Source organism: Gluconobacter japonicus, from assembly GCF_002723975.1.
Taxonomy (GTDB): domain Bacteria; phylum Pseudomonadota; class Alphaproteobacteria; order Acetobacterales; family Acetobacteraceae; genus Gluconobacter; species Gluconobacter japonicus.
In genome coordinates this window covers 1-15245 of the sequence record NZ_BEWO01000038.1, presented here as the reverse complement: position 1 = coordinate 15245, position 15245 = coordinate 1, and the positions used below count along the sequence as shown (strand labels likewise).

16 protein-coding genes and 1 pseudogene are annotated in these 15245 nt (G+C 57.7%); 6 read left to right on the top strand and 11 right to left on the bottom strand.

Translation table 11 applies throughout. The features are described 5' to 3' along the window. Positions 1 to 220 precede the first annotated feature (220 nt). Both GJA01_RS14240 and GJA01_RS14230 read right to left on the bottom strand, forming a co-directional pair. The gene (locus tag GJA01_RS14240; RefSeq protein WP_099282460.1) at positions 221 to 1300 is read right to left on the bottom strand and encodes an IS5 family transposase; all 1080 of its coding nucleotides are present in this window, start codon (positions 1298 to 1300) and stop codon (positions 221 to 223) included. A 433-nt stretch (positions 1301 to 1733) separates the two neighbouring features. Then, positions 1734 to 2177: an Rrf2 family transcriptional regulator gene (locus tag GJA01_RS14230; protein WP_062020778.1), complete on the bottom strand. Its 444-nt coding sequence runs from the start codon at positions 2175 to 2177 to the stop codon at positions 1734 to 1736. Between the two features lie 84 nt (positions 2178 to 2261). Here GJA01_RS14230 and hmpA point away from each other — a divergent pair, with 84 nt between their 5' ends. The 5 genes from hmpA to GJA01_RS15750 all read left to right on the top strand — a co-directional run bounded on the left by hmpA (position 2262) and on the right by GJA01_RS15750 (position 7834). After that, positions 2262 to 3476 carry an NO-inducible flavohemoprotein gene (hmpA, locus tag GJA01_RS14225; RefSeq protein WP_062020783.1) on the top strand — a complete coding sequence of 405 codons (1215 nt, stop codon included), beginning with the start codon at positions 2262 to 2264 and terminating at the stop codon, positions 3474 to 3476. A 112-nt stretch (positions 3477 to 3588) separates the two neighbouring features. Beyond that, positions 3589 to 4689, top strand: a complete 1101-nt coding sequence (locus GJA01_RS14220; protein ID WP_062020788.1) for an IS630 family transposase — start codon at positions 3589 to 3591, stop codon at positions 4687 to 4689. Positions 4690 to 4693: 4 nt separating this feature from the next. Next, positions 4694 to 7036 (top strand): nitric-oxide reductase large subunit, encoded by a 2343-nt coding sequence (locus GJA01_RS14215; RefSeq protein ID WP_062247520.1) that lies wholly within the window; start codon positions 4694 to 4696, stop codon positions 7034 to 7036. After that, positions 7033 to 7443, top strand: coding sequence for a DUF488 domain-containing protein (locus tag GJA01_RS14210; protein ID WP_062020791.1), 411 nt, complete (start codon positions 7033 to 7035; stop codon positions 7441 to 7443). The genes GJA01_RS14215 and GJA01_RS14210 overlap by 4 nt, the downstream gene beginning before the upstream one ends. Positions 7444 to 7528: 85 nt before the next feature. Further along, complete coding sequence (locus GJA01_RS15750; protein ID WP_082785190.1) at positions 7529 to 7834, top strand: PAS domain-containing protein; 306 nt, start codon at positions 7529 to 7531, stop codon at positions 7832 to 7834. A gap of 244 nt (positions 7835 to 8078) precedes the next feature. Here the strand turns inward: GJA01_RS15750 and arsH are convergent, their stop codons facing one another. The 7 genes and pseudogenes from arsH to GJA01_RS14175 all read right to left on the bottom strand — a co-directional run. After that, a complete protein-coding gene (arsH, locus tag GJA01_RS14200; RefSeq protein WP_062028264.1) occupies positions 8079 to 8774 on the bottom strand; it encodes an arsenical resistance protein ArsH in 696 nt (231 codons plus the stop codon). Continuing rightward, entirely contained in the window at positions 8771 to 9310 is a 540-nt protein-coding gene (locus tag GJA01_RS14195; RefSeq protein ID WP_062020797.1) for a GNAT family N-acetyltransferase, read from the bottom strand. Before GJA01_RS14195 ends, arsH begins: the two co-directional genes overlap by 4 nt. An 18-nt stretch (positions 9311 to 9328) precedes the next feature. Next, complete coding sequence (locus GJA01_RS15670; RefSeq protein ID WP_255308583.1) at positions 9329 to 9463, bottom strand: hypothetical protein; 135 nt, start codon at positions 9461 to 9463, stop codon at positions 9329 to 9331. Between the two features lie 23 nt (positions 9464 to 9486). After that, complete coding sequence (locus tag GJA01_RS14190; protein WP_062020800.1) at positions 9487 to 10782, bottom strand: arsenic transporter; 1296 nt, start codon at positions 10780 to 10782, stop codon at positions 9487 to 9489. Further along, the gene (gene arsC / locus GJA01_RS14185) at positions 10782 to 11204 is read right to left on the bottom strand and encodes an arsenate reductase (glutaredoxin) (protein ID WP_062502574.1); all 423 of its coding nucleotides are present in this window, start codon (positions 11202 to 11204) and stop codon (positions 10782 to 10784) included. The genes GJA01_RS14190 and arsC overlap by 1 nt, the downstream gene beginning before the upstream one ends. Then, positions 11201 to 11554, bottom strand: coding sequence for an ArsR/SmtB family transcription factor (locus GJA01_RS14180; protein ID WP_062028250.1), 354 nt, complete (start codon positions 11552 to 11554; stop codon positions 11201 to 11203). Before GJA01_RS14180 ends, arsC begins: the two co-directional genes overlap by 4 nt. Positions 11555 to 11854: 300 nt before the next feature. Further along, a pseudogene (locus GJA01_RS14175) lies at positions 11855 to 12160 on the bottom strand (IS481 family transposase); the annotation flags it as partial. A 500-nt stretch (positions 12161 to 12660) separates the two neighbouring features. Between GJA01_RS14175 and GJA01_RS14170 the strand changes: the two are divergent. After that, positions 12661 to 13287, top strand: coding sequence for an SOS response-associated peptidase (locus tag GJA01_RS14170; RefSeq protein WP_062020727.1), 627 nt, complete (start codon positions 12661 to 12663; stop codon positions 13285 to 13287). 13 nt (positions 13288 to 13300) lie between these two features. Here GJA01_RS14170 and GJA01_RS14165 read toward each other — a convergent pair whose 3' ends face one another. Next, the gene (locus tag GJA01_RS14165) at positions 13301 to 14392 is read right to left on the bottom strand and encodes a hypothetical protein (protein WP_082785189.1); all 1092 of its coding nucleotides are present in this window, start codon (positions 14390 to 14392) and stop codon (positions 13301 to 13303) included. A 5-nt stretch (positions 14393 to 14397) separates the two neighbouring features. After that, the gene (locus tag GJA01_RS14160; RefSeq protein ID WP_062020724.1) at positions 14398 to 14799 is read right to left on the bottom strand and encodes a hypothetical protein; all 402 of its coding nucleotides are present in this window, start codon (positions 14797 to 14799) and stop codon (positions 14398 to 14400) included. Between the last annotated feature and the right edge of the window lie 446 nt (positions 14800 to 15245).

The following is a 15245-nucleotide window of genomic DNA, read 5'->3' as shown; positions in this document are numbered from 1 at the left end:
GGAAATGTGTTAACGAAGACTGAATGCCGATCCGACCGGAACTGAAGCCGCTTTACCCCTCTAACTGGCCCGAGCTGAGCCGACAGGTGGAGGGATCGAAGAACCCCTGATTGATGTGCTTGGCCGGTAATTTCTGGGTTTTGGCGATTTGATTGACGGTTTTTGCGATGGCCTCCGGTCTGCGTTTTGAGCAGATTGGGAGTTGTCCTCCGCTGGATGGCTATGCGCTCGCGTTCAATCTTTCGAGGAAGAGGAAGCGGCGCATGTTGTAGACGATATTGGCGAGCCCGATCCTCATGGTGGCTCGGCTGATACCGACAGTCCGGACAAACAGCCCCGTCTGTGACTTCTGATCGGCAAAGACATGCTCGACACGCGACCGGATAATGGATTTTCCTGCATTCGATTTCTGGATATGCCGGGGCATAGGCTTGAGATGCGGCTTTTTGCGATGAACCTTGGAGACAAAGCCCTGCTTTTCCATGAAGTCTTCATTGGCTTTTGAGCGGTAGGCCGTGTCAGCCCAGACACTTGAGGCTGTATTGGTTTTATCCAGCAGCCCCTCTCTCAATCGCGCGCCATCACTGGCGGCGGCATGCGTTGTTTTCCATTTCCGGATGAACCGGTATTTTCGATCGATGGAAACATGCGATTTATAGCCAAAGAACGGGATGGCGAGATCGCTGGATGGCATGGTTCCATCATCCTGCCGCTTCGCCTTCGTGAACTTCAGTGTCCATCGCGCATGACGATCCTTGTGCGACAGCTTTGCGGGTTTGTCCTGCCAGTCTTCAGGAATACGTCCTTCCCGAAGATCGGCTTTCTCTGCATTGGTGTTCCGCTGCTTCGGAGCCGCTACCAGCGTGGCATCCAGGATCTGGCCTGACATCGGCAAATACCCGGCGTTGCGCAGGGTGGCATCAAAGCGGTTGAACAGCCCATCGATCGCACCCGCCTGGGTCAGACGCTTTTGATACAGCCAGACCGTTTTGGCATCCGGCACCCGATCTGAAAGTCTCAGACCAAGGAAACGCATAAAGGAGAGGCGATCGTTGATCAGATATTCCGTCCGCTCATCAGACAAATTGTTGAGCGTCTGGATCACCAGAATTTTGAACATCAGCACAGGATCAAATGGCGGTCGTCCGCCTTTGCTGCCGTCAGAATACGCCAGAGCCTTCTCCAGGTCAGGGCGGAAGACTTCAAAATCCACAGTCCGGGAAAATGCTTCGAGCTGATCACCAAGCCCGCTCAAGCGGGCAAGCCGCTCTTCAACGTCAAAAAATCCCGTCTGCTTCATACCGCCATTCCCTCAGTCAGAACCGGACGAATGGAATCACAGAGCTGGTTTCAAAACCAGCGGGTTTTTAGAACCCTCCATGTCCTCAAGATTTCTGTGAGATATGCGGGATAACAGCGGGGTGGGTGCGACAAGATTGCTATTCTATCAGGCAATGGAGGCCGTCAAAGAGGGAAAATTGCAAGTTGTGCTTGCGGCTTTACAGTCAAACCCCGTTCCAGTCAGCCTTCTTTATACCTGTCATGATCTACTGCCATTGAAGATCAGGGGCTTTCTCGACTTCGCTGTCCTGCAGCTTCGCGAACGCGTCGCTATAGGTAAACGGGACTTTTGAATCTTGGCGCCATGCTCCTGGTTCAAAGGATATATCTGATTGCTGCAATTCGCTTGAGGGCCATCTAACACTCAACATCTGGCCAATAATAATAAATGATTAAGACGTTTCACGTTTCGTCAGTTGGGCGATCTCGAAGGGCGTAATGACGTCTGCCAGAGTGCAGTCATTCAGAACCGCCATCATCGCCTGCGTTGCCTGATTAAGGCCGCTCCGCAGGCGGCAGGCGGGCATTAACTTGCAGAGCGTCGTCTCAGCGCTCTTTTCCAGACATCCTAGCAGAGCCATGTTTTCTTCGAAATAGCATACGACATCGCCGATCATGATGTCCTTCGCTGGCCGTCCAAACCGTAGGCCACCGTTACGACCGCGCAGGGTTTCGGCGAATCCCCCCTGGCCCAGCTTGTGGACGACCTTGACCATATGTGCCTCCGAGATCCCGTACGCCATGGCGATTTCACGAATGGAGCAGAGTCGTTCGGTCCGGGCGCCCAGATAGATCAGGGCGCGCAAGGCATAGTCGGTTTGCAACGTAAGTTTCATGGTCGGGTAAAGATGCACCAACTTGACATGTTTTCCAATACGGTCAAAAAGATGTGCGGATCGTAAACCCTAAAGGAGGGCACCATGTCCGCTCCTCTCGACGACAAGACGCGCGCGATCATCTCCGCGACCGTCCCCGCGCTGAAGGCGCACGGAACGGCCATCACGACAGAAATGTACAAGCGCCTGCTCTCCACCCCGGCCATTCGCGACCTGTTCAATCTCTCCCATCAGCAGGATGGCGAACAGCCCAAGGCGCTGGCGCTGGCAGTGCTGTGCTATGCCGAACATATCAACGACCTCGGCGCGCTCGGCGGCATGGTCGAGAGAATTGCTGAGAAGCATGTCGGTCTGAACATCCTGCCCGAGCATTATCCATATGTAGCAGAGGCGCTACTCGGCGCGATCGGCCATGTTCTCGGGGATGCCGCGACGCCGGAGATCGCCGAGGCGTGGGGCAAAGCCTACTGGTTTCTGGCGGATATCCTTATCGGCCGTGAGAAGCAGATTTACGACGAGCATAAGGACGCACCGGGAGGTTGGGCCGGATGGCGCGCTTTTCGCGTTCGCTCACGTCGCGCCGAGACTCCGACAATCACCTCGTTCGAACTGGTTCCCGTCGACGGCGGCGCGCTCTTTCGCCATAAGGCGGGACAGTATCTCAGCTTCAAGCTGGATGTTCCCGGTCATGGCTCTCAGCGCCGGAATTACAGCATTTCCTCGGAACCCGGCGCGGATCATTACCGCATTAGCGTGCGACAACAGGATGGCGGCGTCGTCTCGACATGGTTGCATGAGACGGTGAAGGAGGGAGACATGCTCCAGGTTGCCAATCCCGCCGGTGATTTCTTCCTCGACGAGACAAGTGAATCTCCTGTCGTGTTCCTGACGGCCGGTGTTGGTCTTACGCCCGTGATGTCGATGCTCGGCGAGCTGGCGCAGACATCCGTGAAGCGGAAGATTCACTACGTTCACGGCGCGGATACCGAGGCGTTGGCAGCTTTCCGTCCGGAAATCGAAGACCTTGCCAGCCGAGGTATTCTGGCGGCGGATTTCTTCTATGCGAAAGAGAGCGTGCCCGCTGTCAGTCATGGTGTTGCCGCCCACGCTGGGCGTGTCACGACCGCTTGGGTAAAGCAGAACCTCGACCGTTCCGCGACCTATTACATCTGCGGGCCGGATTCCTTCATGAGAGATATGGTCGACGCGCTACGGACCGAGAATCTGCCGGCGAAGCAGATCCGTTACGAGTTCTTCGGCTCCGCCGCCGACCCCGATCTGGTTCTCTCCGCAGCCTGATATTTTTTTGGGCGTTCACAGTGAGGGGGCGCGCCCCCTCACACGACCTTATCAGGAGCTAGTGTCCTGATCGAGAAGTTTATATGATTATCCTGATGGCAGGGGTAATCGAATGGGACGTGTAGCGGTTGCGATTGAACTGACGGCATTGGAGCGTCAGGAACTGGAATCTCTGGCAAGGGCGCGCAAGACGGGCCAGGCGCTTGCGCGGCGAGCCCGTATTGTCCTTGCCGCAGCCGATGGGCATGAGAACAAGGCGATCCGTGACCTGACGGGCGCGGACATCAACACGGTTGGCAAGTGGCGCCGGCGTTTTGCGACGGATCGTCTGGACGGGCTTTACGATGAACCCCGGCCGGGGACACCACGCTCGATCGGCGACGGGGAAATCGCGGAGACGATCCGCCGGACACTGGAAGAAACCCCGCGCGGTGCTACGCATTGGTCGCTGCGCTCGATGGCACAGGCCGTGGGATATGCACCGTCAACGATCCATCGCATCTGGAAAGCGTTCGGGTTACAGCCGCATCGAACAGAGACCTTCAAACTGTCGAACGACCCTCTCTTCGTGGAGAAGGTCCGCGACATCGTTGGTCTGTATATGGCACCGCCGGAGCGTGCGCTGGTACTGTGCGTGGATGAGAAGAGCCAGATCCAGGCGCTGGATCGCAGCCAGCCCATGCTCCCGATGCGGCCCGGCCAGGTCGAGCGGCGGACACATGACTATACCCGCCACGGTACGACCTCACTGTTCGCAGCTCTCGACATTGCCACCGGCACCATCATTGGAAAGTGTTATCCGAAGCACCGATCCACGGAATTCCGCAAATTCCTTGACCAGATCGAAACCAATGTGCCGACTGACCTCGATATCCATCTGGTGATGGATAACTATGCCACCCACAAGACGAAGCTGATCCGTGACTGGTTGGCCAGGCGCCCGCGCTGGCACGTTCATTTTACGCCGACCGGGGCCTCATGGATCAATCAGGTGGAGCGGTTTTTCGCTCTCGTCACTGAAAAGCAGATCAGGCGCGGCATTCACCGTTCGACCGAAGCCCTGGAGGCCGACATCAGGCCTTTCATCGCCGTCCATAACGAACAGCCCAAGCCCTTCAAATGGACCAGATCCGCCGACGACATCCTGCAGGCCGTCAAGCGATTCTGCCTCCGTACTACCAAAATCAGCGAAACTTCAGAATCAGGACACTAGTGCGATGTCGGACTCATCTTCCATTGTCAGGCCGGTCGCGGATCCGGTCAGTACCGTCCTGAAATGGATTCTCCTTGCGACCGGTCTTCTGACTGCGGCGCTTCTCATCTGGACGACACAAGCGACCTACAAGGGTGCGCCTCCGCAGCCGGAGAAATTCGTCTCGGCCGACGGCTCCATTCTCATGACAGGTGCGGATATCGTTTCAGGAAAGGGCGGTTTCCAGAAAGCCGATCTGATGGACTATGGTAGCCTGTATGGCATGGGCTCCTATTATGGCGAGGATTACACTGCCTCAATCATGAAGCGGCTGGCGCTCGCCACGCGCGATAACATCGCAAGCGCAGACGATGGTGCGGCGTTCGCATATCTTCCGAAAGAGCGGCAGGACGCCATTACGGCGAAAATGCGCGACGATCTTCATCATCTCGATCTAACTGCCTCGACTGTGACGCTGCCTGGCGAGCTTGTGGCGGCGATCGTGTCCGTCCGCATGGCAACCGCGGACGGTCTGCTCCATCCGAACCGCAAGGCCGGCTGGACCGCAGCACAGAGTCTCTCACCCGCGCTCGCGGTCAAGACGGCCGACTTTCTGATCTATTCGGCTTTGACGACCGTCGCATGGCGTCCTGGCACGAACTATTCCTGGACACAGAACTGGCCTTACGAGCCGCTGGTGGAGAACGCTCCGACGGGCGAGACTTTCATCTGGACATGGGCGAGCTTTGGCTTTGTTTTTCTGGCTTTTGGTGCCGTGCTCTTTATCTACGAATATTGGCTCAACGACGCAGACACGGCGGCTCGGGACGCGGAGCTTCTCGTCGTTCATCCGTTGACACCGAGTCAGAGGAAAGTCTGGAAATATTTCCTTCTGGTTGCGGCACTGCTGCTGGTGCAGATTCTGGTCGGCTCCGTCATGGCCCATATGTATTACGACCGGACGAGTTTTTACGGTATCGATATTAATCGATACGTTCCGTTCAATGTCATGCGTGATCTTCATATTCAGGCGCCTATTGTCTGGATCGGCCTGTCGTGGATCGGCGCGGCGCTGTTTCTTGCACCGGTCATCGCCGATGGAAAAGAAGCCAAAGGTCAGGGCTGGCTCGTGGACGCGCTGTTCTGGGCAACGGTCTTCGTAGTGGTCTGTGGCCTGGTGGGAAACTATCTCGGTGTCATGGGGGTGATCGACGGCAACTGGTTCTGGTTCGGAAATCAGGGGTTGTCCTATATCCAGCTCGGCCGCTTCTGGCAGATTGGCTTCTTCGGAGGACTGCTTTTGTGGAGCGTCCTTGTGATGCGGGCTCTGTGGCCATCGGTTTCATTGTGGACTCGTGCGGCGCGCAGTTTCTGGTCCGGTCATATCCGGCTGGAACATCTCATCTGGGCGTCTACCGTTAATGTCGCACTGCTGTATGCCTGTGGCATGATTCCGCTGACGGGCATTGAGAAATCCTTCACGATCTCGGATTTCTGGCGCTGGTGGGTCGTCCATCTGTGGGTTGAACAGTCCTTCGAGTTCTTCGCGGCGGCGATGACTGCCTGGACACTGATGGCCACGGGGTTGATATCGCGCTGCCTCGCCGAGCGAGGCATGTATTTCGAAGTCATCCTGATCTTCCTCGGTGGCGTGATCGGCACGGGGCACCATCTTTACTGGGCGGGCGAGCCGAGCCTGTGGATCCCATTCGGCACGATGTTCTCCTTCATCGAGGTGCTGCCACTTGTATTGCTTATCATGGAGGGAATCAGCCACTATCGAATAATCAGGAAGCAGAAGGATTTCCGCTATCGTCTCGGGACCATCTATGTCATCGGTGCTGCGTTCTGGAACTTCGTGGGCGCCGGGGTTTATGGCGGCGGTCTACTGAATGCGCCACTGGTGAACTATTATGAACATGGCACCTTTCTGACGCTCAACCACGCGCACTCGTCTCTTTTCGGCGCGTTTGGCGAACTCGCGATCGGTTTGATCTATTTCTGCCTGCGTTACATTCATGCTGAAAAAGCCGGTTTCTCCGAACGAGCTGGCCTGTGGGCATTCTGGCTCTACAATGCGGGACTGGTTTTGTGGACGCTGCTCAATTTCTTCCCAATCGGCTGGCCTCAACTGCTCGCAGTCTATCAGCATGGCTATGCTTACGCCCGCAGCGCCGAATTCTATGACAAGACCCTGTTCTGGCAATGGATGCGGCTGCCGGGCGACGTTGTCTTTGCGGCTGGTGCACTGATTATGGCGTGGGATTTTCTTGTCAAGCTTACGCCGGTCTATCCTGGTTGGATGCGGCGGTTCATTCCCGGTTCGAGGACACTTGCCGCGAGCCGCCCGGTGGAGAACGTGTCATGACGGCGCAACATGACACTCCGGATGTGAGGCTCAAGCGCGTGTACGATGCCTCCGCGCCCAGCGACGGCCTGCGCGTGCTGGTGGACCGCCTTTGGCCGCGAGGGCTGCACAAAGCCGACGTGAAGATGGATTTTTGGCTGAAGGACGTGGCGCCAAGTCCGGACCTGCGTCACTGGTTCGGCCATGATCCGGCGCATTGGGACGAATTCCGGCTGCGATACCGTCATGAGCTTTCAAACGGAAATGCCGAGATCGCCCGTCTTGTGGGACTGGCGAAGAAAAGCAGGATCACGCTTCTTTATGCGGCGCATGATCCTCTCCATAACCATGCACTCGTTCTTCGGGATTTTCTGTGCGATGTCGCGACGGTTAAATCTTCGAGCCATGGACGAGGGGATCAGTCATAACACAACACGTTGATTTCGCAGAACGCCTCACTCGGGCGTTGCTTGAAACGCGCGCTGATGCGATCCTCGCCGCCGACCCGGGGGGATCATCCGATTCTGGAACCCGGGCGCGGTAAGAAACTTCGGGTTCACCAAAGATCAGGCTCTTGGTCGCTCGCTTGATATCATCATTCTCGAAAAGCTACAGGTACGGCAGCGGGAAGGATGGAATCGCGTGCTTCAGACCGGTCAGAGTCATTATGTGGCGGACGAGTTGCTTGCCGTTCCCGCGATGACGTCCGACGGTCGGCTATGCGAGTATACCGCCGCTGCGGCTGACCATCTCAACGTCCATGAAGTTCACGCCTGTCACATGTTGCCCCACGAAAAAAGGCTTCGACCGGTGCGCTGAAAGGAATTGCATGTGGGTGCCGTGCTCCGTGAGCTATCAATCCACTCCCGGAACATTACTCATGTGGCAATATCTGGTTCTCTATCCTAGCGTCCAACAACGGACATTCCACCCCCCTAACTCGCCTGTCGGCCCAAGAGAACCAGAACAGACAGGCGGCATTCGCCTCATCTCGGTCGTAAGGTGGGTCGCTTAGGGTTTTGGTAAGCAGACGTCGTGTGCCAGAAATACGCGCCAGCCCGGCTCATAGCTTTTCAGGCAAGCGGTGTTCCGAGTTGCGTTCACTATAGCGGTTCACTAGATAGTCGGCCCGGTCGCGCAGCAGCCATGTGAATTTCATCAGTTCCTCCATGACATCTACCATCCGGTCATAAAGGGGGGACGGCTTCATGCGGTCATCGTCACCGAACTGCGTATAGGCCATTGGTACGCTGGACTGGTTGGGGATGGTGAACATCCGCATCCACCGACCCAGCACCCGCAGGGCATTGACGGAATTGAAGCTCTGCGACCCACCCGAAACCTGCATGACCGCCAGCGTGCGGCCCTGCGTCGGGCGGATTGAGCCTTCGGTCAAAGGTAGCCAGTCGATCTGGTTTTTGAATACTGCCGTCATGTTGCCGTGCCGTTCAGGGCTGCACCAGACCTGACCTTCCGACCAGATCGAGAGTTCCCGCAGTTCCTGCACTTTCGGATGGGTCGCGGGCACAGAATCCGCTACCGGCAGGCCGGTCGGGTCGAACACCCGTGTTTCGGCCCCCAGCACTTTCAGGATGCGTTCCGCCTCAAGCACCAATAGGCGGCTGAAGGATCGGGGTCGCAAAGAGCCATAGAGCAGAAGGATACGCGGTGCGTGCGTGGTGCGCTGTGCTGGTTCGAGCTTTGCAAGATCGAGTGGATCAAGAGACTCCGAGTTTAGGGGCGAGAGCGTGTCAGTCATGTTTGTGGTTCCTTCAGCGGGTCGTCACCATCGCCCGCGCCCAACGAGGCCTGCATGTAGAACGTGTCGAGCCAGCGGCCGAATTTGCGGCCCACCGAACGCATCTGCCCAGCATGGGCAAATCCATGGCGCGCATGCAGTGCAATCGATCCGGGTTCACCGCCACCGATCACCGCAATCATCTGGCGAAAGCCCGATGCTTCGGCGTGACCTAACAGATCGGATAATAGGGCTGAACCGACACCTTGCCTGATGTGGTCGGGGTGGACGTAAATCGAATTCTCGCATGTGAAGCTGTAGGCGGGCCTGTCCCTGAATTGCGTGGCATAGGCATAGCCCACCACCTGTTCGTCTTGCACTGCGACGAGAAAGGGCCAATTTCGTGCCCGCACACTTTCGATCTTCTCCTCAGTCTCGGTAAGTGAGCGTGGTTCGTAATCAAAACTTGCTGTGCCATGTTCGACGTGATGGGCATAAATCGCTGCGATGGCGGGGGCGTCAGCAGCACGTACCTGGCGGATACTCGGAACGGACATGTCTCGTTGCCTCTTGTTCTATGTGGCCCGAACCTGCGGGAGACCAGTCTCGACGATGACGATCGCTGGCAGCGCTACTTTGGGCTGCCGTGCGCCATTGATCCCGTGGCGATAATCCGGGTGCGGGCGGAGCGTGTCGTCAGGTTCGGTCATCGCGGTCTTGCTTCCTTTGCACATTACGGGCGGCTGATGGCAGGCAACCACAGGGCCAGCACTGCGAGCGTGACCAGCAGGACAGGCGGGGTGATCGCCAGCCCCACTTTCATATACTGCCCCCATGTGACCCGATGCTTCTTGGATGCCAGCACATGCAACCACAGCAACGTGGCGAGACTGCCGATCGGGGTGAATTTGGGGCCGAGGTCACAACCGATGACATTGGCATAGACCATCAGTTCACGGGTCAGCGGCGTGATGTCGTGAGCCTGCTGGATCGCCAGCGCCCCGACCAGCACACTCGGCATATTGTTCATGATGGACGACAAAACAGCCGCCAGAAAGCCGGTGCCGATCGTAGCGGTGAACGGTCCCTGATGGCTGAGCCAGATCAGTGCGGTTGCAAGGTAGTCGGTCAGCCCGGCATTGCGCAGGCCATACACCACCAGATACATACCCAGCGAGAAGATCACGATCTGCCACGGTGCGCCCCGCAGCACCTTGAGAACAGGGATGACCCGACCATATCCGGCGACGAGCAACAGGATTCCGGCGGCCAGACAGGCCACGACACAGACCGGGATATGAAACTGTGCGGTCAGGAAATAGGCCGCCAGAACCAGGGCCAACAGCGGAAAGGCCGCCCGGAATACATGATGGTCACGAATGGCCGTGGCGGGTGCTGGCAGTTCGGCGACGGGATAGGTCGCAGGCACCTGCCGCCGATACCACAACCACAGAACGGCAAGCGTTGCGCCAAGTGCTACCAGATCGACAGGGACCATGATCGCGGCATAGCGATCGAACGCAATGCCAAAGAAATTGGCGCTGACGATGTTCACCAGATTGGAGATGACCAGCGGCAGGCTTGTGGTGTCTGCGACGAAGCCGGTCGCAATGATGAAGGCCAGGGCTGCGGTATGGCTCAGGCGAAGTTGAGTGAGGATGGCGATGACAATGGGCGTGAGCAGCAGGGCCGTACCATCATTGGCGAAAACCGCCGCAATGGCCGCTCCCAGCACCACGATCAGCGGGAATAGCGTCCGGCCTCGCCCTTTGCCCCAGCGCACGACGTGCAGCGCGGCCCAATGGAAGAATCCGGCCTCATCCAGCAACAGCGAGATGACGATCAGCGCGATGAAGGTGAAAGTCGCGTCCCAGACGATGTGCCAGACGACAGGAATGTCGTGCCAGTGGATCACACCAGCCGCCAGGGCCACGGCGGCACCGGCCATTGCGCTCCAGCCGATACCCAGCCCCCGAGGCTGCCATATGACAAAAACCAGCGTGACAACGAAAATCAGAAGCGCCAGCATCAGATGATCCGCTTGCCAGATTCATCGACGATCTTCTCCCCGTCCTCTTTGACGAAAGCGCCTCTCTGCGGGTTGGGCAGGATGTCCAGAACCGCCTCAGACGGACGGCAGAGTGCCGCACCCAGCGGGGTGACGACGATGGGCCGGTTCATCAGGATCGGATGCGCGATCATGGCGTCGATCAGCGCATCATCGCTCCGGGCCGGATTATTGAGGCCGAGTTCGTGAAAGGGCGTACCCTTTTCCCGCAGGATCGAGCGCACCGGAACGCCCATACGGGCGATCAGACTGACCAGTTCCGCACGGCTGGGCGGGGTTTTCAGATATTCGATGATCCGGGGCTCCTCGCCGCTGTTGCGGATCAGTGCCAGCACATTGCGCGACGTGCCGCAGGCCGGGTTGTGGTAGATCGTGATGGTCATGATCGGGCTTCCGGGGAGGGACAGCAGGAGGACAGGGTTGCGACCAGGGGCGCGCAGAGTTCGGGACTGCCCGCGCAGCAGTCCCTGACGAGGAAGAGCATCAGGTCCCGCAGGCGCGGAAGACAGGCGCGATAGACGATCAGCCGGCTATGGCGCTCCGAGGTCAGCAGCCCGGAACGGGCCAGGGTGGCGAGATGGGCCGAGATGGTGTTCTGCGGGACATTGAGATGCCGCGCGACATCTCCGGCGGGTAATCCGTCCGGCTCGTAGCGCACCAGCAGGCGAAAAATCTCCAGCCGTGTAGACTGCGACAGGGCGCTCAGGGCTGCGAGGGTAGATTCTGTGTCCATATATCCAGAATTGTGGATATATCGTCGTAAGTCAAGCTATCCTATGTGAGGAAACGGAGATCACGACTGTCGGCTTCCTCAATTTTTCCGCTCAGACCAGACATTCCGTTTACCCGCCAAGTCAGCTGCAACGCAGAGAGACGGTTCCAAGCCTGCGTGAGTTAAAATGTCTCTCGCAAAGAGGGTCAGAGACGATCAGGCTGTCTTTCCAGCAGCAGACTTTGTCCTTGCATGAGCATCCGTGGAAAACGCCTCGAAAAGACCTTTTTGGGTCTTTTTTGTGCCCTACCCACTATGTCCGATAATGTCCCGGTTCAGATGCGGCAGGAAATGCCGTAAGACAAAGGTCAGATCATCCAGACCAAAACCGGTAGAACGCCGAAGCTGACAGACAATGGCGCGCTCCTCCTCCGAGGCTTTCCAGGCCAGCCTCCAGGGACGGCTGCTGCGGTCCTGACAGGCGTCCGAACCACGCCTGCGCCACTTGCGGACTGTTTCATCGCTGATCCCGTAGCGTCTGGCGAGCACGGATGTCGGTTCTGACGAACGAGCTATCTCAGCCCGGACAGCCGGTGTCGTGCGTGCCTGTGGGTGGATCTGAAGCATCATTCGGTCTCCCTGCAAACGGAAGAAAACAACGAAGCATAACGCGGTATCGCCCACGCTACATCATCCCAATGACGTCTCGCAACCTGACAGCAGACTAGCGCGACGTTCATGGCGGAGCTTGTGATAGAGTGGCAAACAGACGCAGTCGCGGTTCAAAATGGTGAAGACCGCAGAGCCGATCGAAAGGCTCTAATCGAACGCATATTCCGATATATAGACGGTGCACTTGGCGAAGCGGCCCCATATATGGATCTAAGCGGAATCGAAGCAGGGAAATAGCCGTGGATTTGGGGACAGCCCCCTTGCGGTGGCCACTCGCCTCCTGGGGACAGCTCTGACGAACTGACCACAGGAAGCGGCTCTGCCCACAATTCCACCGCGCAATTACAAACAGGCTTTTTATTTTTCCTGAGAAGGAAACGTGGGCGTAGTGGTCGGTGTTTTTCTTCCCACTATCTTTTTTGACGGGCACCGAAGCTCAGAACAGAAGAGTGCTCATGTGTAATCTGTACGCCCAGACCTCCTCGCAGGATGAGATCCGCGCCATTGCGCAGGTTCTCAGTGACCATACGGGCAATCTTCCGCCCATGCCCGACATCTATCCGGATTACGCGGCTCCGATTGTGCGCAATGGTCAGAACGGCCGGGAGCTGGTTCTGGCCCGGTGGGGCATGCCATCGCCGGCGTTCGCCCTCAAAGGGCGCAAGGTTGACCGGGGGATGACGAACATCCGCAATACGGCGTCTCCGCACTGGCGCCGCTGGCTGGGCGTTCCTCATCGCTGCGTGGTACCGTTTACGGCCTTCTCGGAACAGGCGCGTCAGGATGACGGATCGTTTCATCCAGTGTGGTTTGCCGCCAATGAGACGAAGCCTCTCCGCTTTTTTGCCGGGATCTGGACGTCCTGGACCTCAGTGCGCAAACTCAAGGAAGGCGAAGTCACGGCCGATCTTTTCGGCTTCCTGACCACGGACGCCAACGCTGTGGTCGCGCCTTATCATCCCAAAGCCATGCCCGTCATTTTGGAACGCCAGGAGGAGATCGAAACCTGGCTGACGGCCCCCACACCGGTCGCACTGCAGCTCCAGAGACCGTTGCAAGAGTCATCCCTTCAGGTTCTTTGAACAGACGAGGGGTCTAGCTGGCCTTCTGTCCCTTGAGGCGTGCGATTAGCCGGGAGCTTCTCAACATGGCTTCATCAGCCTGTTTCATGGCTGCAGCCAGATCCTCATAGTCGAACTGAACCGGGTCCAACCGCGTCGGCGGCGGAAGCTGCGTAATCTCCTCCTCCGGGATAGATTGCGTCGTGAAAAGATCATCCTTAGGGGGCCGGCCGCGCTTTCGGCCGGGGATGGGTCGTGTTGGAGGTTTCACGACGTCTCGGAGCGCTCCCATGCCAGCCAGACCAAACAGGCGATGAGCCGTTCGGTGCGTGACTTCCACTACAATGCCTCGGTCCTGGAATGCGCTGAGAAGCTGCAGTGCGCTTTTCATCGACATCCCCAGACGATCCGCCAGCATAGAGGCAGACACGAGCGGCTGGATGGCCAGCACATTGACCGCTTGGGGCGCACGGGAATGACGACGCTGTGCGCCGCACTTCTCAAGCGCCTGTGTCCTGGCTCGCTCCAGCTGGTGCAGAAGATCGAGCGCTTCTCGGGCCTCGGCTAGAAGAGCATCGAGCCACCAGCACAGCCAAGGCTCGATCTCCCAAGGCGTTCCCGGGGCGAGTGCTTCTATGCCGGTCAGGATCAATGGCGTCCGGAGAATATCATGGGAGTGCCAGTACCGGCTTAACGCCGCGCAGAAGGGAGCACGGAGATGACCGGCCTGTAACCAGCGATGAAAAGCGATCCCCGCATCGAGGATCGGTCCCCACCCTGATGACTGATCATTCAGGAACGCTTCGGCTTCGGTAATGGCACGCGCCTGCATAGCATCCGGGCGAGCGTACCAGCGCCAGAGCGTAAAGGCATGGGATGCCGCATCCACGGCCGTACCGCGTTCATAGCCGTCCTGGCCGACCACTTTCGGCACGAGGCCGTGCAGTTCGGCAACCAGATACCAGGGATCGATCAGCCAGCCGTCGACAGCGCTATGGCGCTGGATCGCATCCAGGCGTTGTCGGAACAGGACGGAAGGTACAGCGGAGCCACGTCTCAGCGCCTGATCCAGACGTCCCAGCTCAAGACTGAGACGGGTGAGCCTCTCGGCGAACGGAGGAACCATTGATCCTATGAGGCGTCGCTTTTTGGATAGTCTCCAAGATGGATCACCTTCCCGGACGCGACGAGTTCCGCGTAGTGCTGCTTTACGTCCGTAGGAAAAGACATTTTAAACACCTTTCCACCCATAGCTTTGACCTGATCCATCGAGATCGGATGAGGGTCGTCCCGGATCGTACCGATGATGATAGGTCCGACCATTTCTCCGCCAAGGCGGGCGTTTCCGCTCCCACCGGGAGCAGGGCCTTGGGCATGTACAGCTGACGATTTGGCGGAACTCGCTTTCAGAGCAGCGAAAGTCCAGAATCCGTGGCGTTGGGAGAGTTGTGCAAGAGCCTGCGTATAAGACAAAGCACCTGACCGGCTTTCCTGTCGTGCCTGCTTTTTGAGCGCTTCAAGGGAAATCGTCATTTGAATCCTCGACCGGAAGGATGAGTCACAGGGCCTGATTTGCGCCACACTCCGAACAGGATGTCATGACTGTTTGTCTGAGAGACTTTTCCGTTATTTCACAGGCCGGAAGGCGCGCTGTGTCTCTCGCCTATGAGCCTTCAATACCACCAAGCGGCCCGTAGCAACAGCATTCAAACACCCTAATATCCTCAAAAGGTAAGTCTCCGCCTTTTTTCTGAAAATCGCCCCCTTCCCACCCCCTTATGTCCGTTAATTTTCATTATCGGACATAGGGGGTGGGCACAAAAAAAAACCCAAAAGGTCTTTTCGAGGCGTGTTCCACAGACGCTCATGCAAGGACAACGTCTGCTCCCGGAAAGACAGTCTGATATCTCTGCCCCTCTTTGCGAGAGACATTCCAACTCACGCAGGTCTGTAACTATTCTGAGGCTCGCGGCTGACTT

Bases quoted from the DNA above. Each gene is read 5' to 3' on its own strand.
- arsH (WP_062028264.1), bottom strand. From the start codon at position 8,774: ATGACTGACACGCTCTCGCCCCTAAACTCGGAGTCTCTTGATCCACTC.
- GJA01_RS14220 (WP_062020788.1), top strand. From the start codon at position 3,589: ATGGGACGTGTAGCGGTTGCGATTGAACTGACGGCATTGGAGCGTCAG.
- GJA01_RS14180 (WP_062028250.1), bottom strand. From the start codon at position 11,554: ATGGACACAGAATCTACCCTCGCAGCCCTGAGCGCCCTGTCGCAGTCT.
- GJA01_RS14210 (WP_062020791.1), top strand. From the start codon at position 7,033: ATGACGGCGCAACATGACACTCCGGATGTGAGGCTCAAGCGCGTGTAC.
- GJA01_RS14195 (WP_062020797.1), bottom strand. From the start codon at position 9,310: ATGTCCGTTCCGAGTATCCGCCAGGTACGTGCTGCTGACGCCCCCGCC.
- GJA01_RS14160 (WP_062020724.1), bottom strand. From the start codon at position 14,799: ATGACGATTTCCCTTGAAGCGCTCAAAAAGCAGGCACGACAGGAAAGC.
- GJA01_RS15670 (WP_255308583.1), bottom strand. From the start codon at position 9,463: ATGACCGAACCTGACGACACGCTCCGCCCGCACCCGGATTATCGCCAC.
- GJA01_RS14215 (WP_062247520.1), top strand. From the start codon at position 4,694: ATGTCGGACTCATCTTCCATTGTCAGGCCGGTCGCGGATCCGGTCAGT.
- GJA01_RS14230 (WP_062020778.1), bottom strand. From the start codon at position 2,177: ATGAAACTTACGTTGCAAACCGACTATGCCTTGCGCGCCCTGATCTAT.
- GJA01_RS14170 (WP_062020727.1), top strand. From the start codon at position 12,661: ATGTGTAATCTGTACGCCCAGACCTCCTCGCAGGATGAGATCCGCGCC.
- arsC (WP_062502574.1), bottom strand. From the start codon at position 11,204: ATGACCATCACGATCTACCACAACCCGGCCTGCGGCACGTCGCGCAAT.
- hmpA (WP_062020783.1), top strand. From the start codon at position 2,262: ATGTCCGCTCCTCTCGACGACAAGACGCGCGCGATCATCTCCGCGACC.
- GJA01_RS14190 (WP_062020800.1), bottom strand. From the start codon at position 10,782: ATGCTGGCGCTTCTGATTTTCGTTGTCACGCTGGTTTTTGTCATATGG.
- GJA01_RS14240 (WP_099282460.1), bottom strand. From the start codon at position 1,300: ATGAAGCAGACGGGATTTTTTGACGTTGAAGAGCGGCTTGCCCGCTTG.
- GJA01_RS14165 (WP_082785189.1), bottom strand. From the start codon at position 14,392: ATGGTTCCTCCGTTCGCCGAGAGGCTCACCCGTCTCAGTCTTGAGCTG.